This is a genomic window from Skermanella pratensis (assembly GCF_008843145.1).
In the GTDB taxonomy this organism is placed as follows: Bacteria; Pseudomonadota; Alphaproteobacteria; order Azospirillales; family Azospirillaceae; genus Skermanella; species Skermanella pratensis.
This window is the reverse complement of record NZ_CP030265.1, coordinates 3,775,690-3,798,804: the sequence shown is the minus strand read 5'-3', so window position 1 is coordinate 3,798,804 and position 23,115 is coordinate 3,775,690. Positions and strand designations below refer to the sequence as shown.

The window sequence follows — 23,115 nt, the reverse complement described above, 5'->3', positions numbered from 1 at the left end:
CCCGAGGGGCGACCCTGAACCCGGATCTTGCGAAGAAGACGATCGGAGGAACACCCATGGCAACCGAACTGGCCTACCAATCCGGCTTCGGCAACGGTTTCGAATCCGAAGCGCTGCCCGGCGCCCTGCCGGTCGGCCGCAACTCGCCGCAGCGATGCGCCTATGGCCTTTATGCTGAACAGCTCAGCGGCTCGCCCTTCACGGCGCCGCGGGCGTCCAACGAGCGCTCCTGGCTGTACCGCATCCGGCCGACCGTCGCCAACTGGGGCCGGTTCGCCAAGGCCGACGCCGGCCTGTGGTGCACGGCGCCCTGCGTCGAGGTCGAGATCCCGCCGGCACCGATGCGCTGGGACCCGGTGCCGATCCCCTCGCAGCGTCTCTCCCTCGTGGAGGGCGTGCGGACCATCACCACGGCGGGCGACGCCGGCAGCCAGACCGGAATGGCGGCCCACGTCTATCTCGCCACCCGTTCCATGGAGGACGAGTATTTCTACAACGCCGACGGCGAGATGCTGTTCGTGCCCCAGCAGGGCGCGTTGCGGCTGCGCACCGAGTTCGGCGTCATCGACATCGAGCCCGGCGAGATCGCGGTGATTCCGCGCGGGGTGAAGTTCAAGGCCGAACTGCGTGACGGTCCGGCCCGCGGCTATCTGTGCGAGAACTACGGCGGCGGCCTGACGCTGCCGGAGCGCGGCCCGATCGGCGCCAACTGCCTCGCCAATCCGAGGGACTTCCTCACCCCCGTCGCCGCCTACGAGGACCGCGACGCGCCGTCGACGCTGACCGTGAAGTGGGGCGGCTCGCTGTGGGTGACGGAGATCGCCCACTCGCCGCTCGACGTGGTCGCGTGGCACGGCAACTATGCGCCCTTCAAATACGACCTGCGGCGCTACTCGCCGGTCGGCCCCGTCCTGTTCGACCATGCCGACCCCTCGATCTTCACGGTGCTGACATCGCCCTCGGAGACGCCGGGCACGGCGAACATCGACTTCGTCATCTTTCCCGAGCGCTGGATGGTGGCCGAGAACACCTTCCGGCCGCCCTGGTACCACATGAACGTCATGAGCGAGTTCATGGGACTGATCCATGGCGTCTATGACGCGAAGACCGGCGGCGGCTTCGTGCCTGGCGGCTTCTCACTGCACAACATGATGCTGCCGCACGGGCCCGACATGGACGCCTTCGAGAAGGCGAGCAACGCCGAGCTAAAGCCGCACAAGCTGGAAGGCACCCTGGCCTTCATGTTCGAGACGCGCTTCCCGCAGCGGGTGTCGGCCTACGCCGTTGGACTGGAGCAGCTCCAGCAGGACTACGGCACTTATGGTACGCGGTTGCGCAAGCATTTCGATCCCGGACGCCGCTGAGGAGGAAACGACATGCACCCCAACGATCCCTCCCTCAAGTCCTTCGTGACGGTGGCGCCGGACAGCCACTTTCCGATCCAGAACCTGCCCTTCGGGGTGTTCTCGGCCGATGCCGGTCAGGCGCCCCGGGTCGGCGTCGCGATCGGCGACCAAATCCTCGATCTGGCGGTGATCGAGGAGGCCGGTTTGCTGGACGCGGGTTCCGGCGCCGTCGGGGTATTCGCCCGGCCGAGCCTGAACCCCTTCATCGCGCTGGGGCATGACGCCTGGCGGCGGGTGCGGGCACGGGTCAGCGAATTGCTGCGCCACGACGGCCCGATCCTCCGGGACGACCCGGCCCTGCGCGCCCGCGCCCTGGTGCCGATGGCCGGTGCGCGTCTGCACCTGCCGGTCGAAGTCGGCGATTACACCGATTTTTATTCGTCCAAGGAACACGCCACCAATGTCGGGTCGATGTTCCGGGACCCGAAGAACGCGCTTCTGCCCAACTGGCTGCACCTGCCGGTCGGGTACAACGGCCGGGCCAGCTCGGTGGTGGTCAGCGGCACGCGGGTGCGCCGGCCCAACGGCCAGACCAAGGCGCCGGCCGACGAGAAGCCCGGCTTCGGACCGAGCCGCAAGCTCGACATCGAACTGGAGACCGCCTTCATCGTCGGCCAAGGCAACGACCTGGGCGAGCCGATCCCCGTGGGCGAGGCGGAGCGGCACATCTTCGGCATGGTGCTGATGAACGACTGGAGCGCCCGCGACATCCAGCAGTGGGAATACGTGCCGCTCGGGCCGTTCAACGCCAAGAGTTTCGCGACCTCGATCTCGCCCTGGGTGGTCACTCTGGATGCTCTGGAGCCGTTCCGGGTGCCCGGTCCGCCGCAGGAACCGGAGCCGATGCCCTATCTCCGACAGATCGGCAAGGCGTCGGTCGACCTCCACCTGGAGGTGGCGTTGCGGCCGGACGGACGTACCGACGCCACCATGGTCTGCCGGACGAACTTCAGGCACCTGTACTGGAGCATGGCGCAGCAACTCGCCCACCACACGGTATCGGGCTGCAACACCCGCGTGGGCGACCTGATGGGCTCCGGCACGATCAGCGGCCCGGAGCCGGACAGCCTCGGCAGCTTGCTGGAACTGACCTGGAACGGCCGGAACCCGCTCGCCCTGGCGGGAGGCGGCGAGCGCTCGTTCCTGGAGGACGGGGACGAGGTGACCATCACCGGCTGGTGCCAGGGAGACGGCTATCGCGTGGGCTTCGGCGAGGTCGCGGGGCGCGTGATGCCGGCCCTCAGCTGATACCGGCGGACTTCCAGCGGTTCCGGACGTTCTCCGGCCAGCGGCTCGCGATGAAGGCCAGCACCGCCCGGATCTCCTGGTCGGACAGCGTTCCGCCGAACGCGGGCATGTCGCTCTCGTAGCCGGGAGGGGCGTACGCGGCCATGCCGTCCTTGACGATGCCGAAAAGCGTTTCGGCGGGATGGTGCCAGGTGTGGCCGGAGACGTCGTGGGGCGGGGCGGGCAGCCTGCCGTCCGGCTTCCGCTCGCGCCAGTCCGGCTGGCCCTCCAGGTCGGCGCCGTGGCAGGACGCGCAGTTCGCCGCATAGACGGTCTCGCCGAGGGCCACCTGGGCGGGGTCGCCCGGATCGATCCGGCCGTCTTCTGGAGAGAGCATCCAGGCGGCCAAGCCGCCGGTGGCGAAGAGCACCAGCGCGGCGACCAGCGCCGTCTTCCGGCCCAGGACGGTCGGGACAGGCATGGTGGTTCTCCTCCGAAGGCAGGGGCCGGTTCAGGCGACGCGGATAGTGCTCATCATCCCCGCGGCCTGATGTTCGAGGATATGGCAGTGGAACATCCAGTCGCCCGGATTGTCGGCGACGAAGGCGATCTCCACGCGTTCGCGCGGGGCCAGCAGGACGGTGTCCTGCCATTCCTTGAAGCGGGTCGGCCTGCCGTTCCGCGACAGCACCCGGAAGGTGTGGCCGTGCAGATGCATCGGATGGTGCCACGCCGTGTCGTTGGCCATGGCGATCACGCAGGTGCGCCCGCGCTCGATCGTGAAGATCGGGTCCATGACGTGTCCGGAAACCTCGCCGCCGCCGTGGCGGTCGGCGCCGCCGGCGGAAACTCCGTTGATCGCCCAGGCCATGCCTTGGCGCAACAGGGTGCGCATGTCCGTCATCCTGCCGTCCACCATGGCTCCGGCCATGGTTCCCATCATCCCGCCGCCCAGGGCCACCTCGTGTCGGACCGCGGCGGAGAGGTCCGGCTCCGCCACCGGGTTCGCCGGCAGCCGGACCGGCGTGTCCGGCGGGCGGTCCCGCAGACGGTCCGGCCCGTAGCCGAGGTCCAGCAGCCGGTAGGCGAGGTTGGGATGGAAGTCGTCGACGACGTTGGAGCGGTCGCCGGGAGCGCCGGCCATGTCGAGGACGAGGTCCACGCGCATCGCGGGCGCCAGGACGATGCGGCCGTCTTCCGGTTCGTGCGGTTCGACCGGATGGCCGTCGATGGCGATCACCGTCGGCCGGTGTCCCTGGAAGCGCAGCCCGAAGATACGGGCGTTGGCGGCGTTGACCAGACGCAGCCGGACCCGTTCGCCCGCCCGCACCGGCACCACGTCGAGCACGCGGCCGTTCACCGTGACGGTGTTCCCGACCCGGCCGCCGTGGCTGATGTCCATCATGGCGCCGAAGTCGTTGCTGATCGAAGCGTCTCCCTTCAGCCGCCAGTCGCCCAGCACCCAGCAGAGGTCGCGGTCGACCGGGACCGGTTCTCGCTCCTCGACGATGAGCGCGCCGTGAAGGCCGCGGCCGACCTGTTCATGGCTCCGCTGGTGCGGGTGGTACCAGAAGGTCCCGGCATCCAGGGCATCGAACTCGTAGGTGAAGGTCTCGAAGGGGCCGATCGGGCGCTGGGTCAGGTGCGGCACGCCGTCCATGGCGTTGGGGACGCGAAGTCCGTGCCAGTGGACGGTCGTCTCCTCGGCCAGCCGGTTGGTCACCTCGATGCGAAGACGGTCGCCCTGCCGGACGCGGATCTCGGGACCGGGCACCTGGCCGTCATAGGCCCATACCGTCGTCTCCGGATAGGCGTCGCCGACCATCCGGACCCTCCCGGGGCCGGCTGCCAGCGCGTGGGTCGGCGTCTTTGCGGCTGCCGCGGGGCGCAGGGCCACGGGCACCAGCGCAGCGGCCCCGGCGGCGCTGCCCCCAAGGAGAAGGCGTCTGCGGGTGAGCGGCCGGACCAGCGGGTTCTGGCTCATGATGTCCCTCGCCTCATCGCCGCAAGCTGTCGAGCCAGCGTTGCTTTACGGTGGAAAGCCGGTCCGGAGGCTCGGCCACGAGACCGCGCGCAGCGCTCCGGACGATCTCCCTGTCCATCTCCCCGGTCAGGTACTCGACGGGGGATTTTCCGTCGACGCGGGCAAGCAGGAGCGCCGGGAGCAGGGCCGCGCAACGGCCCTCGAAGGCTTTGGCGTTCTCCCAGGCCACATGGGGCAGGTAGGCGCCGATCATCCGGTCGAACGCATCCATGAGCAGGCTCGTGCCGTCTCGGACCGGAAGGCATTTCAGGAGCAGGTGGTTCAGGCAGAAGGCCAGGTCGAACGCCGGGTCGCCGTACCAGGCGCATTCCGCGTCGAGGATCACCGGGCCTTCGGGACCGGCCAGGATGTTCTTGGGGCTGACGTCCCCGTGGACCAGCGCCAGCTTGGTGGCCGCGGTCGTCCGGGCGATCGCTTCCAGCCGGCCGGCAAGGTCCGGGTGCCGGCGGGCGGTCGCCAGGAGATAGGGTTCGAGGCGCAGCGCGTGGAACGACGCGTCTGTCGCGAAGGCCCCGGCGGTGCGGCCGTCGCCGGCCGTCCCGGCGTGGATCGCGCCCAGGATCCCGCCGACCGCAGCCGCGAAGTCGGGATCGACCTTCCCCCGGAGCAGCAGGGCTTTCCACAGGGGATGGCGATCCGCCGGGAGGAACGCCATGGCGAACATGTTGCCGTCGGCATGGCGTCCGATCAGCGGCGGCACGGCCGCGGGCGCTATCTCCCGCACCCTCTCGAACCATGCGTATTCGTAGCCGCTGCGCTCGATCGGGGCGGTCCAGTGCGCCGCCACCCGAAGCGTCGGCAGCGCCCGCTTGATGCAGAGCGTGCGCCCGTCCGCCTCGACGAACCAGATGTCGGAGGACACGCCGCCCGTCAGCGGATGGGCGCGGAGGTCCCGCCCCTGGATGCCCAGGTCGGCGAGGAACCGGCGCATGTCGTCGGGAAGACCGGCATCCGGCGCCGTCATGGTCCCCTCTGTCCGGCCAGGAAACGCGCACCGGCATAGCCCACGGCCGGATCCTCGGCGATCCGGAGGAGCTGGTTGTATTTCTCCAGCCGTTCGGTGTTACGGACCGAGCCGATCTTGATCTGCCCGCCGACCGCGCCCACGGCCAGGTCCGACATGAAACTGTCGCCGGTCTCCCCCGACCGGGCGGAGACCACGGTCGAGTACCCGCCGGCCCGCGCGGTCGCGATCGCGTCCAGCGTGCCGGTCAGGGTTCCGTTCTGGTTGAGCTTGATCAGCACGCTGTTGGCAGCACCAACTTCCATGCCGCGCCGGATGCGCTCCGGGCTGGTGCTGAACAGGTCGTCCCCGACCACCTGGATGCGGGAAAGCCGGCGGGTCAGTTCCGGCCAATGGTCCCAGTCCTCGTCGTGCAGGCCGTCCTCGACGGACACGATCGGGAAGCGCTCGACCCATTCGGCGACGGTTTCGATCATGCCGGCGCTGTCCAGGGAGCGCCCTTCGCGGGAGAAGGCATAGGAACCGTCCGCCCCGAGAAGCGACGTCGCCGCCACGTCGATGGCGATCCCGATGTCGCGGCCGGGCGTCAGCCCCGCGCGCTCGATCGCCTCCACCATCAATCGCAGCGCGATCTCGGCCGAAGGGCATCCCGGGCTCAGCCCTCCCTCGTCGGCGAGGAGCACGGGGGCGCCATAGCGCTCCACGACCTCCTCGGCGGCGGCACGCACCCGGATGATGTCGTGGAGCGCCGAGGGATAGTCGGTCGCGGTCAAGGGGACGGCCAGGAAATCCTGCACGTCCATGCCGCGTCCCGCATGGAGGCCGCCGCTCAGGATGTTCACCATCGGCAGCGGCAGCACAGGATCGCCGGCCCCCGCCAGGGCGCCGAGCCGGCGATGAAGCGGTTCCCGGGCGGCTTCCGCCGCGGCCCGGCAAGTGGCGAGCGAAACCGCCAGGACCGCGTTCGCGCCGAGACGCTCCAGGCGCGGCGTTCCGTCCAGCGCCTGCATGGAACCGTCGACTCCCGCCTGGTCGTCGGCATCCCGGCCCCGCAGGAGCGGCGCGATCTCCTCCGCGACGTTCGCCACGGCATTCGACACCCCGCGGCCGAAATAGATTACGGCGTCGCCGTCGCGGAGTTCGTGCGCCTCGCTCCGGCTGGTGGACGCGCCGGACGGCACCGACGCCCGGCCCATCGCCCCGCCTTCGAGCATCACGTCCGCCTCCACGGTCGGCCGCCCCCGGGAGTCGAGGATCTGCCGGGCCTTCACGGCCGTGATCGTGGTCTTCGCCATCATTCCTCCCGTGATCCTGATCCGCACCAGCGTGTGCCGGAACAGCGGCGTCGCCACCGTGCCACATCGTGCCTTCGCATGGAAACTTTGCAAGTTCATGTTCGCGTTCGGCAGGGACCCGCCGATTGCGCGGCACTTTCGCGCTTGCGCTCAGAACCATATTTCGATATTTCTCGAATCATGGATACGAAACACGCCATAGCCTCCCTGTCGGCGCTGGCCCAGGATACCCGCCTGGATGTCTACCGCCTGCTCGTCAGGGCGGGCGGGGAGGGCATGCCGGCCGGGGAGATCGCGCGCACGCTGGGAGTGCCGCCCAACACGCTGTCGAGCCATCTGGCGCTGATGGCCAACGCCGGCCTCGTGACCGCCAGCCGGGTCGGCCGGTCGATCATCTACAACGCGAATTACGATGGCATGCGGGACCTTCTGGTCTTCCTGACCGAGGACTGCTGCCAGGGAAATCCCGACGTCTGCAGCCCGTCGCTGCAGGCGCTCGCCGCGGCCGCCTGTCCTCCCGAGCGGCGCGGGGGGCGCCCGGACCGAGCCGAACCCGCAGCATGGAGTGCTCCGATGTCAGACCGCCCAAGCCTGGAGAAACCTTACAACGTCCTGTTCCTGTGCACCGGCAACTCGGCGCGCAGCATCATGGCGGAATGCGCCATGACCCGCTGGGGGCAGGGCAGGTTCAACGCCTACAGCGCCGGCAGCCAGCCGCGCGGCGCCGTGCATCCGAAGGCGATCGAGCTTCTGAAACGCCTGAACTACAAGACCGACCATCTCAGGTCGAAGAGCTGGGACGAGTTCGCCGCACCCGGCGCACCCGAGCTGGACTTCGTCTTCACCGTTTGCGACAGCGCCGCCAGCGAAACCTGCCCGGTGTGGCCCGGCCAGCCGATGAGCGCCCACTGGGGCGTCGAGGATCCCGCCGCTTTCGTCGGGTCCGACGAGCGGGTCCGGAAGGTCTTCAAACGCTCCTACCTGGAGCTTGAATGCCGGATCAAGATCTTCACGAGCCTCCGGCTGGAGGCGCTGGACAAGCTCAGCCTGCGCAACCGCCTGGCCGAGATCGGCAGGATCAGGCTGTCCGAGGAAGAGGTAGCCGCCGCCGGTTGATCGCCGGGCAGCTCCGCGACTAGTGGCTCGGCACAGTAGTTTTGATTGATTTGTCGTATGTCGGCCACGGCCGAAGGCCGACGCCGACAGCGTGGCCGGAGCGTTGACGCAGGGTGTCGGCGTTCGCCCTGACGGGCGAAGGCCGACCTACGGCACTCCGCTTTGCCGAACGTCATCAAAAAACACTGTGCCGAGCCACTGGTGCTTCTTTCAAGATGCTGTTTCGTTTCAGGACGGCTCGTCCCTGGGGGCGGGCCGGAAAGGTGTACCATGACCATCCGTGTCGGCATCAACGGCTTCGGCCGCATCGGGCGGCTTGCCTGCCGGGCCGCCGTAGACCGCGGCCTGCTCGACATCGTCCATGTCAACGAGGTGAAGGGCGGCCCGGAAACGGCCGCCCACCTGCTGGAGTTCGACAGCGTCCAGGGCCGCTGGCCCGTGCCGGTCGCCGCCGAGGACGGCACCATCCGGATTGACGGCCGGCGCATCGGCTTCACCGACCATGGCGAGCCGGGCGGCATCCCCTGGGCCGACCTGGGCGTCGATCTGGTGCTGGAATGCTCGGGCAAGTTCGTCACGACCGGAACGGTGACCCCGCACCTGGACCGGGGCGCCCGCAAGGTGGTCGTGGCGGCGCCGGTCAAGACGCCGGGCGCCCTGAACGTCGTGATGGGCGTCAACGACCATCTGTACGATCCGGACGAGCATCATGTGGTTACCGCCGCCTCCTGCACCACCAATTGCCTGGCGCCGGTCGTCAAGGTGATCCAGGAAAGACTCGGCATCCGCCACGGCGTCATCACCACGATCCACGACGCGACCAATACGCAGGTCGTCGTGGACGCGCCGCACAAGGACCTGCGGCGCGCCCGCTCGGCGCTGATGTCGCTGATCCCCACCTCGACCGGCTCGGCCACGGCGATCGGGCTTATCTATCCCGAGTTGCAGGGCAAGCTGAACGGGCTGGCCGTGCGCGTGCCCTTGCTGACCGGCTCGCTGACCGACTGCGTGTTCGAGGTGGCCCGGCCGACTACGGCGGAGGAAGTCAACGCCTTCCTGAAGGAGGCGGCCGACGGCCCGCTGAAGGGCATCCTGGGCTTCGAGTCCCGGCCGCTGGTGTCGATCGATTTCCGCGGCGACACCCGGTCGTCGATCATCGACGGCCCGTCCACCCTGGTGGTCGACGGCACCGCCGTGAAGATCTTCGCCTGGTACGACAACGAGATGGGCTACGCCCACCGTCTCGCCGAACTGGCGGCCAAGGTGGCCGGCCACATGCAGCAGGGTTGAGGCGGTCGGACATGGGCGGAACCCTGCGCGACTACGCCATCGTCACCGCGGCATACTGGGGCTTCACCCTGACCGACGGCGCCCTGCGCATGCTGGTCCTGCTGCATTTCCACACCCTGGGCTTCACGCCGTTCCAACTGGCGTTCCTGTTCGTCCTGTACGAATTCTTCGGGATCGTCACCAACCTGATCGGCGGCTGGATCGGATCGCGGCTGGGGCTGCGGATCACGCTTTATGCCGGGCTGGGGCTCCAGGTGGCGGCGCTGGTCATGCTGTCCCTGCTGGACCCGGAGTGGCAGTTCGCCCTGTCCGTCGCCTACGTGGTTGCGGCGCAGGGGCTGGCCGGCATCGCCAAGGACCTCACCAAGATGAGTTCCAAGAGCGCGATCAAGCTCGTGGTGCCCGCCGGTGCCGAGGGCACGCTGTTCCGCTGGGTGGCGCTGCTGACCGGCTCCAAGAACGCGCTGAAGGGCGTGGGCTTTTTCCTGGGCGGTCTGCTTCTGTCCACGATCGGTTTCGTCCAGGGGCTTTGGCTGATGGCCGCGGCGCTTTCCCTGGTGCTCGTGGCGGCGATGGTGCTGTTGAGGGGCGATTTCGGGAAATCCAAGGCGAAGGCCGGGTTCCGCAGCCTGTTCGCCAAGTCGCCGGAGATCAACATCCTTTCGGCGGCGCGGTTCTTCCTGTTCGGGGCGCGCGACGTCTGGTTTGTGGTCGGCGTACCGATCTTCCTCTACGCCCAGCTCGGCTGGAGCTTCGCCCAGGTGGGCGGCTTCCTGGCGGCCTGGGTGATCGGCTACGGCTTCGTGCAGGCGGCGGCCCCGGCGATCGTCCGGCGCTCCACCGACGGCACCTCGTCCGAAGTGCGGGCCGCCCGCTTGTGGGCGGCCGTGCTGGCGGTCATCCCGCTGGCGCTCGTCGGGGCGCTCCGGGCCGGGGTCGACCCGGCGGCGGCGGTCATGGTCGGCCTGGGCCTGTTCGGCGTTGCCTTCGCCGTCAATTCCTCGCTGCACTCCTACCTCATCCTGGCGTTCACCGATGCCGACAAGGTCGCGCTGAACGTCGGTTTCTATTACATGGCGAATGCCGGCGGGCGTCTGGTGGGGAGCCTGCTGTCGGGCCTGACCTACCAGTGGTTCGGCCTTGCCGGCTGCCTGCTGACCGCCGCAGGACTGGTCGCGGCATCGGCGGCGCTCGTGCTGCTGCTGCCGACCGGCGCCCATGTGGACGCGACCCATGCCGCCCGGCCGGCGGGTGCTGTTCCCGACGGCGATTGAAGGAGATATTTCAACATCATGTCCGCTCAATGCGAGATCACGGCCCGGCGTTCCGCCGGCGCGCCCCTGGGTGCTTTCGAACGTTATCTCAGCGTCTGGGTCGCCCTGTGCATCGGCGCCGGCATCGCCCTGGGGCTGCTGATGCCGAGCCTGTTCGGCCTCCTCGCGACGCTGGAATTCGCCTCGGTCAACCTGGTCGTCGCGGTGCTGATCTGGGTGATGATCTATCCCATGATGGTGGCCGTGGACTTCTCGTCCCTACGCCGCATCGGCGAGCGGCCCAAGGGGCTGGTGATCACCGTGGTGGTCAACTGGCTGATCAAGCCCTTCACCATGGCGGGGCTCGGCATCCTGTTCTTCGAACTGCTGTTCCGCGACCTGGTCGACCCGCAGGACGCCAAGGAATACATCGCCGGCATGATCCTGCTGGGGGCCGCACCCTGCACCGCGATGGTCTTCGTGTGGAGCCAGCTCACCCGCGGCGACGCGACCTACACGCTGGTCCAGGTCTCGCTGAACGACATCATCATGGTCATCGCCTTCGCGCCGATCGTGGCGTTGCTGCTGGGCGTGACCGACGTCATCGTGCCCTGGCAGACCTTGATCCTGTCGGTGGTGCTGTATGTGGTCATCCCGCTTGCGGCCGGCTACGCGACCCGCCGCGCCCTGCGTGCCGCGGAGGACCCCGATGCCGTCACGCGCTTCACCGGCCGGCTGAAGCCCTATACGATCGTCGGCCTGCTGGCGACCATCGTGCTGCTGTTCGGCTTCCAGGGCAGGACCATCGTCGAGCAGCCGTTCGTGATCCTGCTGATCGCGGTGCCGCTGCTGGTCCAGAGCTATGCCATCTTCGCGATCGGATACGCCTGGGCCTGGGCATGGCGGATACCGTACGCGATCGCCGCCCCGGCGGCACTGATCGGCACCTCCAACTTCTTCGAACTGGCCGTCGCGGTGGCGATCAGCCTGTTCGGGCTGGAAAGCGGCGCCGCCTTGGCGACCGTGGTCGGAGTGCTGGTGGAAGTGCCGGTGATGTTGTCGCTTGTGGCCCTGTGCAACCGCACCCGCGACCGTTTCCCGGAAGAGGCGGCGGAACCGGTACGGGCGCCGGCCGGGCCAAGCGGCCTGTCCCGCCATTGAACCCGATCTTCCGGAACGAACTGCACCGACCGGTCTGTTGACGGAGGTGGCTTCACTCTGTTGGAGTGAGAAACATCCTGATCCGGGGTCATTCAGCAGGAATTGGAGTCGAACATGGCGAGATATGACGAGACGATTGCGCCGCTTCCCAGGGCGGAAGTGGAAATTTCGGGAGACAGGCTGACTGCCGGTTGGCAGGACGGGCTGTTGCTGATCGGCCGCGTCGCGATCGGCGCGATCTTCCTGCACAGCGGGTTCGGCAAGGTGATGGAGCTTTCGGCGTTCACCGCGCGGATGGAATCGATGGGGGTTCCGGTTGCGTCCGTCATGGCACCGCTCGGAGCCTTCGTCGAGTTCTTCGGCGGGCTCGCAATCATTCTCGGCGCATGGACATGGTTGGCCGCCCTCCTGGTGGCCGCCTTCACCGTCGTCGCGACCTACATCGCACACCGCTACTGGATCATGCCGCCCGAGCAGATGGCCGCCCAGCAGACCCAGTTCATGAAGAACCTGGCGATCACAGGCGGTCTCCTGGCTTTCGCCGCGGCGGGACCCGGCCGCTTCAGCATCGACGGCTGGCGGTGGCGCCGCGAGAACGGCCGTTATCTGTAGCATCTCGCGCCGGGAGCGGGTCGCGGCGTGGATGCAAGATATCCACGCCGCGACTCGTGCTCACGCGGCGGCCGAAACGTCGGCTTCGGCGCCCGTCGGAACGGTCGCGACAGTCTTCAGGATCTGGGAAGCGATCTGGTACGGGTCGCCCTGGGAGTTCGGACGGCGATCTTCCAGATATCCCCGGTACCCGTTGCGCACGAAGCTGTGCGGCACGCGGATCGAGGCGCCGCGGTCGGCGATGCCGTAGCTGAAGGTGTGAATCGACTGGGTCTCGTGCTTGCCGGTCAGCCGCATGTGGTTGTCCGGGCCATAGACCGCGATATGCTCGTCCTTCGCCGTCTCAAACGCGGCCATCAGCTTCTCGAAATACTCCTTGCCGCCCGTCTCGCGCAGATAAGCGGTGGAGAAGTTGGCGTGCATGCCGGACCCGTTCCAGTCGGTCTGGCCGAGCGGCTTGCAATGGTACTCGATGTCGATGCCGTACTTCTCGGTCAGCCGCTCCAGCAGGTACCGGGCGACCCACATCTCGTCCGCAGCCCTCTTGGAGCCCTTGCCGAAGATCTGGAATTCCCACTGGCCCTTCGCCACCTCGGCGTTGATGCCCTCATGGTTGATGCCCGCGGCCAGACAGATGTCGAGATGCTCCTCGACGATCTTGCGGGCCACGTCGCCCACCTTGCCATAGCCGACCCCGGTGTAATAGGGACCCTGGGGCGCCGGATAGCCGGTATCGGGGAAGCCGAGCGGCCGGCCGTTCTTGTAGAAGAAATATTCCTGCTCGAAACCGAACCAGGCGCCCTCGTCATCCAGGATGGTCGCCCGCATGTTCGACGGGTGAGGGGTCTCGCCGTCGGGCATCATGACTTCGCACAGGACGATCGCACCGTTCTTGCGTTCGCTGTCCGGGAAAATGCGGACGGGCTTCAGGACGCAGTCGGAACTGCTGCCTTCCGCCTGCTTGGTCGAGCTTCCGTCGAAGCCCCAGAGCGGGAGCTGTTCGAGCGTGGGGAAGTCTGCATATTCCTTGATCTGCGTTTTTCCACGCAGATTCGGAACCGGAGTGTACCCGTCGAGCCAGATGTACTCCAGCTTATACTTGGTCATTGCGGGTCTCTCATCAGGTGTTGGACATGTTGTTCGAAAAACTGGTGCAGTGCTTCCTGCCGCCGGGAGGCGCGGGCGCCCACCGACGCATCGTTTCTCTTTGCACGCGATGTCTCTTTGCACTCGGCATGCCAGCCGGCGCGGTGGTCGGGGACGGCTCGGGCACCCGCCATCGATGCGTCGGCGACGTGTGGGGATCGTCCCAAATCCTTTCGAAAAGCCAAGTCGGGCACGGTACCGGCTCGATGAATGCCTTCCTTGGCAGATGGGTGCCAAAGAACTGGGCAAACATCCAAGTGCCAACAAAATAGGCAATCAGTGATTTTAAATGAAGCCGTTTGCACAAAAGGGTGCAAACCCTGCCGGTGCGACATTATATACTCTGATGGCGGTAGCCTAGTTTTGGGGGCCTGATTTAAGGAGATGTAAACAATGACCATGAACCCCGGTTTTCAAACGGCCAGAATAATCAAGTTTCCCGCAAGAGCCGGCGCACGGCTCCGCAGCTTTGCCGAAGAGGCGAAGGCGGCGGCGGATCCGGCATCGACGCCGGTCTTCGAAGGTGCTTCCGGCAGCGGCTGGTATCATGAAGCGGCGATCCGGGAAGCCGACCAGAACGCCAAGCGCTGAGGCTCCCGGCTGGCCGGTAACGGTCGATCCGGTGCCGAATAGGGACCGGAAGATGCCGACATACTGGAAACGGACCGATCCAGCTTCAGATCTGAGGGGAGACGATGCCCGTCATCATCTCTCGAAAGGTCCATGATGCCTTGTGACTGCTGCAGTTTTTCCGGTCCGCGCCCCCTCGCCCTGAGCCGGCGCTCCTTACTGGGCGGACTGGCGCTCGGCACGGCGCTGATGCCGTTCCGCTCCTCCCTTGCCGAAACCGGCGCCGCCGGATCTGGTCGACTCGTTCACCAGTCCCCGCGCCGCGGCGAGTTCATAATCCGCGGTGCCCATGTGCTCACCCTGGAGGCTGGCGCCGGCGACCTTCCGGAAAGCGACGTCCATGTCCGGGACGGGGTCATCGTCGCCGTCGGCAGGGACCTTGCCGCGCCGTCCGCAGAAACCATCGACGGCACCGGCTTCGTCGTCGCTCCCGGGTTCGTCGATACGCACTGGCACATGTGGACGTCGCTGATGCGCAACATGGCGACCGGCACCCCGGGGAACGGATATTTCCAGGTCGTGTCGAAGATCGGATCTGCATTCGATCCCGAAGACATGTATACCGGCACGCTGCTGTCGGCCGCCGAGGCGATCAACGCGGGCATTACGACCGTCCATGACTGGTGCCATAATATCCGCACTCCCCGGCATGCCCGCGGCGACCTCCAGGCGCTGGTGGACAGCGGCATCCGCGGCCGCTTCTCCTATGGTCCCTATCGCCCGCTGTCGCCGCAGCAGCCGCTGGACGTCGCCGACTTCATACGGTTGCATGACCAATGGGACGAATACGGGGATGATGGCCTGCTTACTCTGGGCCTCGGCTGGCGCGGCGTCCAGGCGGTCGCGACGGACGATGGCGGGAGCCGCATCGTTCCGGTCGAGCCAGCCGTCTACCGGGCCGACTACGATGCCGCGCGTGAGCGCGGGCTGCCCATCACCCTCCATGCCAACTCGACGCCGGCGGACCATGGGCACGTGGCGGCACTGGAGCGTCTCGGCCTGCTGCACGAGGGTTTCCAGGTCGTCCACGCCACCCACATTTCGTCCGCCGAGATCGGAATGCTGGCGGACCGCAAAGCCGTCATAACCGTTTCACCCTATTCAGAAATGACCATCGGCTACGGCGTTCCTCCGCTCAAGGCTTTCCTGGACGGCGGCGTCGGCATCGGGCTGTCGGTCGACACGACGCCGCTGACCGGCAGGGCCGACATGCTGGAAGTCATGAAGATCACCCACAACCTGTTCAACGGCCAGGCGGAGCAGGAGTCCGGCATGACCGCGAAGCGGGCGCTCGAACTGGGCACGCTGGAAGGCGCCCGCTCGCTCGGTCTGTCCGATCGCGTCGGATCGATCGCGGTCGGCAAGCGCGCGGACCTGATCATGATCGGCACCGGCGGGCTCCAGGCGGTGTCGACGACCGACATTGCCCATATGGTGGTCCATTCCGCCGGTCCGTCGGACATCGACATGGTCATGGTCGACGGCCGGATCCTCAAGCGGAACGGCCGGCTGACCTCGATCGACACGGCGGAACTGGTGCGCCGGGCCACCGAAGCCAGCCTTGGGGTTCGAGGCAGGGCCGCGGGCTGAGCGCCCCGCACCGTCCTGCGTCGCCGTGGACCCTGGCGCCAAGGTGATCGCCCATGCTGTCGGAACCGGTCTCCGGACCCGCGCGTTTCACCATTCTCGCGCCATGGGGCGCGGAGGCGCCGCGACGGCAGGAGACAAGCACATGCCCGACACCAAGGTCCTTCTCATCACCGGAGCTTCCAGCGGCATCGGCGCCGCGACGGCGCGCGCCGCCGCCGAGGACGGCTGGAGTCTCGTGCTGGCGGCGCGCTCCGCCGACAAGCTCGAAACCCTGGTCCGGGAGATCGGCGAGGATCGGGCCTGCGCGGTGGCTTGCGACGTCACCGACTTCCAGGACCAGCAACGGATGGTGGACGCCGCCGTCATGCGGTTCGGCCGCATCGATGCCGTCTTCGCCAATGCCGGCATCGGCGGCGAGCCCGGCGGATTCTCCGGAGCGCCCCCGGAGAGCTGGCGAAGGATGGTGGACGTCAACATCCTCGGCGTCGCCTATACGCTCCGGACGGTGCTGGAGCATGTCAGGAAAGCGCGCGGCCATGTGGTGATCACCGGGTCCGTCGCGGGGCGGCGGGTGCTGGCCGGGTCGATGTACGCGGCGACCAAATGGGCCGTTTCGGCCATCGGGTACGGTCTGAGGGAGGAACTGCGCGGCAGCGGGGTCCGGGTTACCCTGATCGAGCCGGGGATGGTGGACACTCCCTTCTTCGATGCTCCCCCATCCGATGCCCTGCAGCCTGAAGACATCGCCCGCAGCGTCATCTACGCCCTTTCCCAGCCACCGGGCGTGGACGTGCACGAACTGACGATCCTGCCGACCCCGCCCGTGAAATGATCCATCGCGGGCCGGGAAAGAAAGACGGCATGGCTGTGATCTCTCCTTGGTGGAGCCCTGCCCGATACAGCCTTCATGCATACCGCCAACATGCCACGGAAAGTTCCATCGGGTTACGCTCTTGAGATAACGCCAAACTTTCTAAATATGTTTCCAAATCAGGGAATAACTGTGTATCAATAAGATTGAATTGTTGTTCAATCGTTTTATGTGCTGGTCTACCCTGGGCGGAAAATAATGGGCAACGTGATGGAGAGACGGAGCAACTACCAGAGCCATCCATCATCATCACAGAAAGTCAAAATGGTTGTGGGGGCGCTGCCTGCCGATGATCGGGATGTTCTCATGCTGGTTTGCGTACAGGGCATGAGTTATCAGGATGCCGCCCATCAGCTCGGCATCTCGGCTTCGACGGTCAAGGATCGATTGCTTCGTGCCCGGCTGACCCTTATACGGAAACTAGATCTTTAAAAGACGCTATTCCGTGGGACCGTGGGAAGGGGAGTGGCCGCGCCGTCGCTCAGACGGGTTCGTCGCCGTCCTCGTCATATGCGGCCTTGATCAGCCTGCTCAGCTCGCGGAGCTGCACGATCCGCTGGCTCACATCCGGATCCTTGGCGATCAATTCCTCGACCAGCTGCCGCTGATCCTCGTCCAGTTCGCCATCCACATAGGCGAACAGCAACATATCTTCAGTACGCTCTTCGATTTCCACACCATTCCCCCCTGTAGATGCCGGATCGGTAGGACGCTCTGGACCATTCCTTATAGACCGGTCCGTGTAAGAAGCTGGCTACAAAAAAATGATAAAATTCTGCATAATTATGGTTAACAGGTTGTTAGTAACTCCTGTCGGATGATAACGGCCGCGCGATGCGGTACCGCGCTCAAACCTCGCACTGCCCCGCGCTTCCTCAAGCGCGGGGCCTTTCCGCGTCAGCATACCGCGCCGTCGATCCCACGACACTCCAAATCCCGATTTCCGCAGACCACCGTCGTAAAAAAGGAAGCATTTTATAAGATTTGATCGAAATCATACATCGCCAGCGCCAATGTTGGAGGCCCGTGCTGATGTACACAGCGGTATTATGGTTAATAGAAAAATCGATATAGGTATTATTAACCCGTAGAACGCAACCTGACGGAACCCATTATTCTGTTTCAGGTGTTCTGCATGTCTCAAAGTCCGGCGAAACGTTGGGATGCTCCGGTTCTCAAGCCGGACCACACTGTCATTGATCTGAGCAAGACAGGTTCAAGAACCGTGTGGACCTTCGATAGGGATGAGGATGTCCTGTTCATCGCTTCGGACGAGGTGAGGACTCTGGACCGGCTGCAGACAACCGGCGGGAACAACATCGTCCTGATCGGCGGCAAGTTCGAACCGCAATCGCACGGCTCCGCGGCCGGCACCCTCAATTTCACCAAGGTGAACGGGTCGGTCCATGTCGAAGGCGTGCATATCGACCACCGGTACGCCGGCGAGAAGGACGCGATCAACTTCTACAGCGCCGCCGGCAAGCGGGCGGACTTCACCCTGCAGAACTCCCTGATCGAGAACGTGAAGGGCAGCTACCACGGGACTCACGGCGACGTGTTCCAGCCCCAGGGGCCGGTCGGGGATCTCAAGTTCTACAACGTCACCGGCACGACGACGTACCAGGGCCTGTTCCTGCAGCCCAGGGATCCGATCGGGTCCGTGACCCTCGAAAACGTCGAGATGCGGAAGCTGCCGGGCGGCGATGCGAAATCCTGGCTGTATTACTTCTCCCAGCCCGGCGACCAGAAGTACCCGGTCTCCTTCAAGAACGTGCTGGTCACGGAGCAGCACGGCCAGAGAGCCGAGTACAACTCCGTCTATCCGTCGGCCTGGCTGGACGGCGCGGTCCGCAAGGGCGACACCATAACCTTTCCGAACCACCCCTATTCCGGATCGATCAAGGTGGGGACCGCCGGCTTCGTGTCAGCGGGGGAGGTGGGCCTCCATTTCGACCGCTCCGGATACGACAATGGAGAATTGTCTTCTTCCGGCGCCTTCCGCGGGACCGCTGCGGACGATGTGTTCAGGGGTGACTACGACCGGGATCTCGTGGACTACAGCTGGGCCAAATCGGGAGTGGTCGTCGATCTCTCCCTCGGCAGGGCCAGCGGCGGCGGCGGCGACGATCGTCTGAGCGGGATCGACAACGTGCTCGGATCGCCCTACGCGGACCGCTTGACCAGCGACGACGACCCCGGCGTGCTCGTCGGCAACGCGGGGAACGATGCCCTGTTCGGCAAGGGAGGGGCGGACCATCTCTCCGGCGGCAGCGGGAACGATACTCTCGACGGCGGGACCGGTGCCGACCGGATGATCGGCGGTTCCGGCGACGATACCTTCGTGGTCGACAATGCGGGCGACCGGATCGAAGAGCATGCCGGCGAGGGGCGGGACACCGTCCTGTCGTCGATCTCCTGGACTTTGAACTCCTCGGTCGAGAACCTCACCATCACAGCCTCTTCCGGAGTGACCGGCCGGGGGAACAAGGAGGCCAACACGATCCGCGGCGGGGACGGTTCCGACAAGCTGCACGGCCTGGAAGGCAACGACAGCCTGTTCGGTGGCGACGGCAACGACCACCTGTACGGCGGCAGCGGCGGCGACCTCCTCGAAGGCGGCGCCGGCAAGGATATCCTCAAGGGCGGCGAGGGCAACGACGTCCTGAAGGGCGGAGCGGGCATGGACCGGCTCTACGGCGGAAGCGGAGCCGACCGTTTCGTTTTCGAAGCGGCCAGGGACAGCGTTCCCGGCTGGGGGCAGCGGGACAGCATCCTCGATTTCGAACGCGGCCTCGACCGCATCGACCTGACGGGGATCGACGCCAACGCGGCGGCAGCCGGAAACCAAGCCTTCACCTTCATCGGGGAAGGGGGCCTCGGCAGGACCGCCGGAACATTGGCATGGTCGAAGGTCAAGAACTTCAAGCTCGTGCAGGGCGACGTGAACGGTGACGGCCGGCCGGACTTCGAAATCCAGGTCTTCGGCATCGCGGCTGTCGAGAAATCCATGTTCCTGCTCTGATCCGGCGGGGGAGGCCGGTGCATCGGTACATGATCTAACTCCAGGTTGACCTTCGGCGCCGTTCCGCATTTAGGATCGCCGCATTGCGCAACCCGGAGATGGTTATCGATGCATATCGATTGGGAAAAGACGATCACGTTCAATCCGAAGTTCGGCCCGAACCTGTCGGAGGAGTTCCCTCGGGGAGGGATCAAAATCCCGTCCTACGGTGATTATGGCGGGCCTTTCAACGATGCGGGAGAGGACGGCATCCCGGTCGACGCCCTCGACGACCTGTTCAAGACGCATGACCGGACAATCGAAGGTTTTGCCACCGACGCGGATGGTCTGACGCCGGCCGACCTGGTATCCGCCCACGCCGACCTCATCGGCGGTATCGCCGGGCTGGATGCCGGCGGCGGGCTCAAGGATGCGGAGGCCAGCCTCTACGCTGGCCTGAGCACGCTGGCACTCACGGCAGAGATGGCGTCGTTCGGCGGACTGGGCATGCTCGCCCGGGAACTCGGCCCCGAGATCGACCTTCCGACCGTGCTTGGGGAGGCGATCGACAACATGGAAACCGGACTGGCGGAAGTCCGTGGCGAGGGCAAGAGCCTGCACGGCGCCTTGCACTGGTTCGAGCAGCAGTTCGTGGATCTTCTCGGCGTTCCACCGTCGTCGGACGCCTTTGGCTGATCGGCAGGGGCCGGCCAAGGACGAGCTTGGCCGGCATTCCGCCTGTCAGAGTTCCATTTTCATGCCCTGGGGATGGTAGCGGAAACCCTCGCCCTGCTTCGCGACGTGGCCGATGCCCGGCCACGCGAAATGGTATGCGAGGATCGGGGTCCGGTTCGCCGCCAGCATGCTCAGCATCTTCATGCGCGACTGGGCCGACTGCTTTGGGTCGGTGTCGTACATGAACTCGGTCAGCGGCTTTTCCAGCAGCAGGACCGGATGATGGGCCAGGTCCGCGATGTAGCACAGCGAACTGTTGCCTGAACTGATCATGAAGATCGTGTGCCCGACGGTGTGCCCCGGTGCCAGGATCGCATGGATGCCGGGCAGGAACTCCTCACCGTCCTTGATGAACCTTATCCGGTCGCGGTTGGGTGTGAGGTTCTTGACGGCTGTGTCCAGGAAGACCTTGAACTGGGCGGGGACGTTGGCCTCGTTGGTCCAGAACTCGTAATCGGCCTGGGTGATATAGTACTGGGCATTCGGGAAATTCCGCGAGCCGTCGTCAGCCATGCAGCCGCCGCAATGGTCGATATGGGCGTGCGACATCACCACGGCGTCGATGTCCTTGGGATCGATGCCGGCCTGCCGGAGGCTGTTCATCAGCTTTCCCGTGGTCGGCCCGAAGAGCTGAAGGCTTCCCATGCCGGTGTCGAACAGCACGAGCCGGTCACCTGTATTCAGCACGAGCGCGTTCTGCTCCAGCACGGCGTTGTCGTCCGGCAGGAAGTTGTCGGCAAGCTGGCTCCCGATCTCCTCTTCGGAGAGACCGGCAAAGTTCTTGCGCGGATCGCCCAGCGGCAGGGTGCCGTCCGACACAATGGTCCCCTCGGCATCGCCGAGCTTGAAACGATAGAAGTACGGCGCCTGGGTGTTGAGCATCGGCGCCCGGGCCAGGGCGGGCGCTCCGAGCGGCCCCGCCAGACCTCCCACGACGCCTGCGGCGGAAGCTCCGATCAGTAGCTCGCGGCGCGACAGAAACAAACCATCCCTGGACATTTCTTACTCCCTTGTCGTTGTTGCCTTCGCCGATATCGATTGTCTGCAACTGGGAACGCGGCGCCGCATCGCGGCCCTGGCGCATCGAATTCCCTCTGCCCAGTGCGCCATCATTTCATCCTCGCAGCAGAACGGGATCGTCACCATGCCGAGCCGGTTCAGGATCATGGGAGCGACCGACCCGGCCATCGCGCCGACCCGCTGGCGAATGCTTCATCCTGTCGCTTCACCTCCGCCGAACGAAGGGCGCGGCCGACCGATGGCGGAACCTGCAACAGCCCCGGCGTAGCCGATCTGTGCGGTGAGCATCCGGACAACCGACATCATTGGATTCTGGATATGCAGTCATGAAGAGCAAGCATCGACGTTCCCCGCCCGCATCCAAGTAGATGCTCGCGGCTGCCCGAAGTATAGTCGCATTCTTCGGCGCATAAGTATTAATTCGTCGCCGGATATGTGGACTTGGGGCGGAAGCCGGACGGATGCCGTTTCCCCAAGGAAACTCCAGATCGCCACTGCGTGCCATGTCGGGTCCGGGCAGCCGGGGACGATCGGCGCTTGAGGTGTACTCTGTCGGGGCTCCACGCGGGATGATTGACGAAAAAAGCGCTGGAATGCGAGAAATCGAGGAATGCCGCCCTTTGACCGGAGACGCCGACCATGCCTATGCCGTCCGCATCCGAGATCCGGGATGCCTATCGCCGTGACGGGTTCATCGTCGTGCGGGGCGTCTTCACCGCCACGGAGGTGGCGACGCTGGCCGAAGCCTTCGACCGTCAGTTCCAGGCCGGGCTGAAGCACCCCAGCAGTTTCCGCCACGGCAATTTCCACGTCCGCGTCGCCGACGACGGAAATCTGGGCCATACGGTCCGCATGGTGCAGTGGCCGTCCTACGGCGACCCGGTGCTGAACGCATTCCGTCAGGACGACAGGATGTTTCGGCTGATCGAGCCGCTGTTGGGGGGCGATCTCAAGCAGATCATCAACCAACTGCATTGGAAACCGCCCGGGGCGGCCGGCGGCGATTACGCCTTCCACCAGGACAGCCGGTTCCGCCGCCCGCGCGAGGCTTACCGGAACCTGTCAGGGTCCTATGTGCAGACCGGCCTCGCCGTGGACCCGCATACCGCCGAGAGCGGGGCCATGCGCCTTTATCCCGGCAGCCACCTGCTCGGCGACCTGGACCTGATGCCGCGGGCGAGCATCCTGGGGTCCGGCATCGCGGAGGAGGCGCTGGAGCGATACGGCCTCGACCCCGCCAAGCTGGTCGATTTCGCGATGGAGCCGGGCGACGTCGGCCTGTGGCACCCGTACATGATCCACGGGTCGGCCGCCAACCGGTCCAGCCATGACCGGCGGCTCTACATCAACGGCTATGTCCGTGCGGCGGACTGCGACCGTGGCGAATGGACTTGGCGCGACGGCCGGCCGGTCCCGCTCGGCGAGCCTGTCCTCGTCCATTACGAGGATCTGCACCGCCGCCCGGAGCCGCATTATGTGAGTGGCTGAAAAAATCGTCTCGCCGTTTCGTCACCATATCTGTTGAGGCTAGGGACACCCGAAACCGGAGCGAGACATGCCGATCAGCAGTACCGAAGAGTTCGAGAAGGCCATGCAGGAGTTCCAGCAGCTTCGCGACGCGCCGGACGATTCCCCGCAGGGGCGCCGCCGCATGGAGCTCGACGCCGAGATCAAGGCCTATGGCGCTACCCGGCAAGATGGCGGGAGCGGAGATCAGATGGGAGGAGGCAGCGGCACGCCGGGGCGCTACTGAC

22 protein-coding genes are annotated in these 23,115 nt (G+C 65.9%); 15 read left to right on the top strand and 7 right to left on the bottom strand.

Features of this window, described 5'->3' with window-relative positions:
- Positions 1 to 56: 56 nt before the first annotated feature.
- Both hmgA and fahA read left to right on the top strand, forming a co-directional pair.
- The gene (hmgA, locus tag DPR14_RS17400; protein ID WP_158046285.1) at positions 57 to 1,364 is read left to right on the top strand and encodes a homogentisate 1,2-dioxygenase; all 1,308 of its coding nucleotides are present in this window, start codon (positions 57 to 59) and stop codon (positions 1,362 to 1,364) included.
- A gap of 12 nt (positions 1,365 to 1,376) precedes the next feature.
- Positions 1,377 to 2,654 carry a fumarylacetoacetase gene (fahA, locus tag DPR14_RS17395; protein ID WP_158046284.1) on the top strand — a complete coding sequence of 426 codons (1,278 nt, stop codon included), beginning with the start codon at positions 1,377 to 1,379 and terminating at the stop codon, positions 2,652 to 2,654.
- Here fahA and DPR14_RS17390 read toward each other — a convergent pair.
- Genes DPR14_RS17390 through eno form a run of 4 tightly spaced genes read right to left on the bottom strand, consistent with a single transcriptional unit; the run spans position 2,647 to position 6,993 of the window.
- Positions 2,647 to 3,114 (bottom strand): c-type cytochrome, encoded by a 468-nt coding sequence (locus tag DPR14_RS17390; protein ID WP_158046283.1) that lies wholly within the window; start codon positions 3,112 to 3,114, stop codon positions 2,647 to 2,649. The two genes, fahA and DPR14_RS17390, sit on opposite strands and share 8 nt — an antisense overlap.
- A gap of 30 nt (positions 3,115 to 3,144) precedes the next feature.
- Positions 3,145 to 4,617 carry a multicopper oxidase family protein gene (locus DPR14_RS17385; protein ID WP_158046282.1) on the bottom strand — a complete coding sequence of 491 codons (1,473 nt, stop codon included), beginning with the start codon at positions 4,615 to 4,617 and terminating at the stop codon, positions 3,145 to 3,147.
- A gap of 13 nt (positions 4,618 to 4,630) precedes the next feature.
- Positions 4,631 to 5,641 carry a phosphotransferase family protein gene (locus DPR14_RS17380; RefSeq protein ID WP_211103803.1) on the bottom strand — a complete coding sequence of 337 codons (1,011 nt, stop codon included), beginning with the start codon at positions 5,639 to 5,641 and terminating at the stop codon, positions 4,631 to 4,633.
- On the bottom strand, positions 5,638 to 6,993 hold the full coding sequence (gene eno / locus DPR14_RS17375) for a phosphopyruvate hydratase (protein WP_246148271.1): 1,356 nt from the start codon (positions 6,991 to 6,993) through the stop codon (positions 5,638 to 5,640). The genes DPR14_RS17380 and eno overlap by 4 nt, the downstream gene beginning before the upstream one ends.
- Before the next feature lie 123 nt (positions 6,994 to 7,116).
- Between eno and DPR14_RS17370 the strand changes: the two genes are divergently transcribed.
- The 5 genes from DPR14_RS17370 (at position 7,117) to DPR14_RS17350 (ending at position 12,368) form a co-directional block, all read left to right on the top strand.
- Entirely contained in the window at positions 7,117 to 8,052 is a 936-nt protein-coding gene (locus DPR14_RS17370; RefSeq protein WP_158046281.1) for a metalloregulator ArsR/SmtB family transcription factor, read from the top strand.
- Between the two features lie 270 nt (positions 8,053 to 8,322).
- Positions 8,323 to 9,342, top strand: coding sequence for an ArsJ-associated glyceraldehyde-3-phosphate dehydrogenase (locus DPR14_RS17365; protein ID WP_158046280.1), 1,020 nt, complete (start codon positions 8,323 to 8,325; stop codon positions 9,340 to 9,342).
- An 11-nt stretch (positions 9,343 to 9,353) separates the two neighbouring features.
- On the top strand, positions 9,354 to 10,616 hold the full coding sequence (gene arsJ / locus DPR14_RS17360) for an organoarsenical effux MFS transporter ArsJ (protein WP_158046279.1): 1,263 nt from the start codon (positions 9,354 to 9,356) through the stop codon (positions 10,614 to 10,616).
- Between the two features lie 18 nt (positions 10,617 to 10,634).
- On the top strand, positions 10,635 to 11,756 hold the full coding sequence (gene arsB, locus DPR14_RS17355; RefSeq protein ID WP_158046278.1) for an ACR3 family arsenite efflux transporter: 1,122 nt from the start codon (positions 10,635 to 10,637) through the stop codon (positions 11,754 to 11,756).
- Positions 11,757 to 11,858: 102 nt separating this feature from the next.
- Positions 11,859 to 12,368, top strand: a complete 510-nt coding sequence (locus DPR14_RS17350; protein ID WP_246148268.1) for a DoxX family protein — start codon at positions 11,859 to 11,861, stop codon at positions 12,366 to 12,368.
- A 60-nt stretch (positions 12,369 to 12,428) separates the two neighbouring features.
- On the opposite strand, the gene DPR14_RS17345 is transcribed toward DPR14_RS17350, so the two are convergent.
- On the bottom strand, positions 12,429 to 13,475 hold the full coding sequence (locus tag DPR14_RS17345) for a glutamine synthetase beta-grasp domain-containing protein (protein ID WP_158046277.1): 1,047 nt from the start codon (positions 13,473 to 13,475) through the stop codon (positions 12,429 to 12,431).
- Between the two features lie 432 nt (positions 13,476 to 13,907).
- On the opposite strand from DPR14_RS17345, the gene DPR14_RS17340 reads away from it, so the two are divergent.
- The 4 genes from DPR14_RS17340 (at position 13,908) to DPR14_RS17325 (ending at position 17,037) form a co-directional block, all read left to right on the top strand.
- Positions 13,908 to 14,105, top strand: a complete 198-nt coding sequence (locus tag DPR14_RS17340; RefSeq protein WP_158046276.1) for a DUF2735 domain-containing protein — start codon at positions 13,908 to 13,910, stop codon at positions 14,103 to 14,105.
- A 132-nt stretch (positions 14,106 to 14,237) separates the two neighbouring features.
- Positions 14,238 to 15,734, top strand: a complete 1,497-nt coding sequence (locus DPR14_RS17335) for an amidohydrolase family protein (RefSeq protein ID WP_158046275.1) — start codon at positions 14,238 to 14,240, stop codon at positions 15,732 to 15,734.
- A 142-nt stretch (positions 15,735 to 15,876) separates the two neighbouring features.
- Positions 15,877 to 16,566: an SDR family oxidoreductase gene (locus DPR14_RS17330; protein WP_158046274.1), complete on the top strand. Its 690-nt coding sequence runs from the start codon at positions 15,877 to 15,879 to the stop codon at positions 16,564 to 16,566.
- Between the two features lie 237 nt (positions 16,567 to 16,803).
- Positions 16,804 to 17,037, top strand: a complete 234-nt coding sequence (locus DPR14_RS17325) for an RNA polymerase sigma factor (RefSeq protein WP_158046273.1) — start codon at positions 16,804 to 16,806, stop codon at positions 17,035 to 17,037.
- Positions 17,038 to 17,086: 49 nt separating this feature from the next.
- Here DPR14_RS17325 and DPR14_RS17320 read toward each other — a convergent pair whose 3' ends face one another.
- Entirely contained in the window at positions 17,087 to 17,281 is a 195-nt protein-coding gene (locus tag DPR14_RS17320) for an anti-sigma factor family protein (RefSeq protein ID WP_158046272.1), read from the bottom strand.
- Between the two features lie 549 nt (positions 17,282 to 17,830).
- Here DPR14_RS17320 and DPR14_RS17315 point away from each other — a divergent pair.
- Positions 17,831 to 19,627 carry a calcium-binding protein gene (locus tag DPR14_RS17315; RefSeq protein WP_192498996.1) on the top strand — a complete coding sequence of 599 codons (1,797 nt, stop codon included), beginning with the start codon at positions 17,831 to 17,833 and terminating at the stop codon, positions 19,625 to 19,627.
- Between the two features lie 108 nt (positions 19,628 to 19,735).
- Positions 19,736 to 20,302, top strand: a complete 567-nt coding sequence (locus tag DPR14_RS17310) for a hypothetical protein (RefSeq protein WP_158046270.1) — start codon at positions 19,736 to 19,738, stop codon at positions 20,300 to 20,302.
- Positions 20,303 to 20,347: 45 nt separating this feature from the next.
- Here DPR14_RS17310 and DPR14_RS17305 read toward each other — a convergent pair whose 3' ends face one another.
- Positions 20,348 to 21,340, bottom strand: coding sequence for an MBL fold metallo-hydrolase (locus tag DPR14_RS17305; RefSeq protein WP_158046269.1), 993 nt, complete (start codon positions 21,338 to 21,340; stop codon positions 20,348 to 20,350).
- A gap of 660 nt (positions 21,341 to 22,000) precedes the next feature.
- Between DPR14_RS17305 and DPR14_RS17300 the strand changes: the two genes are divergently transcribed.
- Entirely contained in the window at positions 22,001 to 22,849 is an 849-nt protein-coding gene (locus DPR14_RS17300) for a phytanoyl-CoA dioxygenase family protein (RefSeq protein ID WP_158046268.1), read from the top strand.
- A gap of 67 nt (positions 22,850 to 22,916) precedes the next feature.
- Entirely contained in the window at positions 22,917 to 23,114 is a 198-nt protein-coding gene (locus tag DPR14_RS17295) for a hypothetical protein (protein ID WP_158046267.1), read from the top strand.
- The last annotated feature ends 1 nt before the right edge of the window (position 23,115 follow it).

Excerpts from the sequence above, each read along its gene's own strand:
- DPR14_RS17300 (WP_158046268.1), top strand. The coding sequence starts at position 22,001 with ATGCCTATGCCGTCCGCATCCGAGATCCGGGATGCCTATCGCCGTGAC.
- arsJ (WP_158046279.1), top strand. The coding sequence starts at position 9,354 with ATGGGCGGAACCCTGCGCGACTACGCCATCGTCACCGCGGCATACTGG.
- DPR14_RS17365 (WP_158046280.1), top strand. The coding sequence starts at position 8,323 with ATGACCATCCGTGTCGGCATCAACGGCTTCGGCCGCATCGGGCGGCTT.
- DPR14_RS17370 (WP_158046281.1), top strand. The coding sequence starts at position 7,117 with ATGGATACGAAACACGCCATAGCCTCCCTGTCGGCGCTGGCCCAGGAT.
- DPR14_RS17330 (WP_158046274.1), top strand. The coding sequence starts at position 15,877 with ATGCCCGACACCAAGGTCCTTCTCATCACCGGAGCTTCCAGCGGCATC.
- DPR14_RS17385 (WP_158046282.1), bottom strand. The coding sequence starts at position 4,617 with ATGAGCCAGAACCCGCTGGTCCGGCCGCTCACCCGCAGACGCCTTCTC.
- DPR14_RS17380 (WP_211103803.1), bottom strand. The coding sequence starts at position 5,641 with ATGACGGCGCCGGATGCCGGTCTTCCCGACGACATGCGCCGGTTCCTC.
- hmgA (WP_158046285.1), top strand. The coding sequence starts at position 57 with ATGGCAACCGAACTGGCCTACCAATCCGGCTTCGGCAACGGTTTCGAA.
- DPR14_RS17305 (WP_158046269.1), bottom strand. The coding sequence starts at position 21,340 with ATGTCCAGGGATGGTTTGTTTCTGTCGCGCCGCGAGCTACTGATCGGA.
- DPR14_RS17310 (WP_158046270.1), top strand. The coding sequence starts at position 19,736 with ATGCATATCGATTGGGAAAAGACGATCACGTTCAATCCGAAGTTCGGC.
- DPR14_RS17345 (WP_158046277.1), bottom strand. The coding sequence starts at position 13,475 with ATGACCAAGTATAAGCTGGAGTACATCTGGCTCGACGGGTACACTCCG.
- DPR14_RS17390 (WP_158046283.1), bottom strand. The coding sequence starts at position 3,114 with ATGCCTGTCCCGACCGTCCTGGGCCGGAAGACGGCGCTGGTCGCCGCG.
- fahA (WP_158046284.1), top strand. The coding sequence starts at position 1,377 with ATGCACCCCAACGATCCCTCCCTCAAGTCCTTCGTGACGGTGGCGCCG.
- arsB (WP_158046278.1), top strand. The coding sequence starts at position 10,635 with ATGTCCGCTCAATGCGAGATCACGGCCCGGCGTTCCGCCGGCGCGCCC.
- DPR14_RS17340 (WP_158046276.1), top strand. The coding sequence starts at position 13,908 with ATGACCATGAACCCCGGTTTTCAAACGGCCAGAATAATCAAGTTTCCC.
- DPR14_RS17295 (WP_158046267.1), top strand. The coding sequence starts at position 22,917 with ATGCCGATCAGCAGTACCGAAGAGTTCGAGAAGGCCATGCAGGAGTTC.
- DPR14_RS17325 (WP_158046273.1), top strand. The coding sequence starts at position 16,804 with ATGGGCAACGTGATGGAGAGACGGAGCAACTACCAGAGCCATCCATCA.
- DPR14_RS17335 (WP_158046275.1), top strand. The coding sequence starts at position 14,238 with ATGATGCCTTGTGACTGCTGCAGTTTTTCCGGTCCGCGCCCCCTCGCC.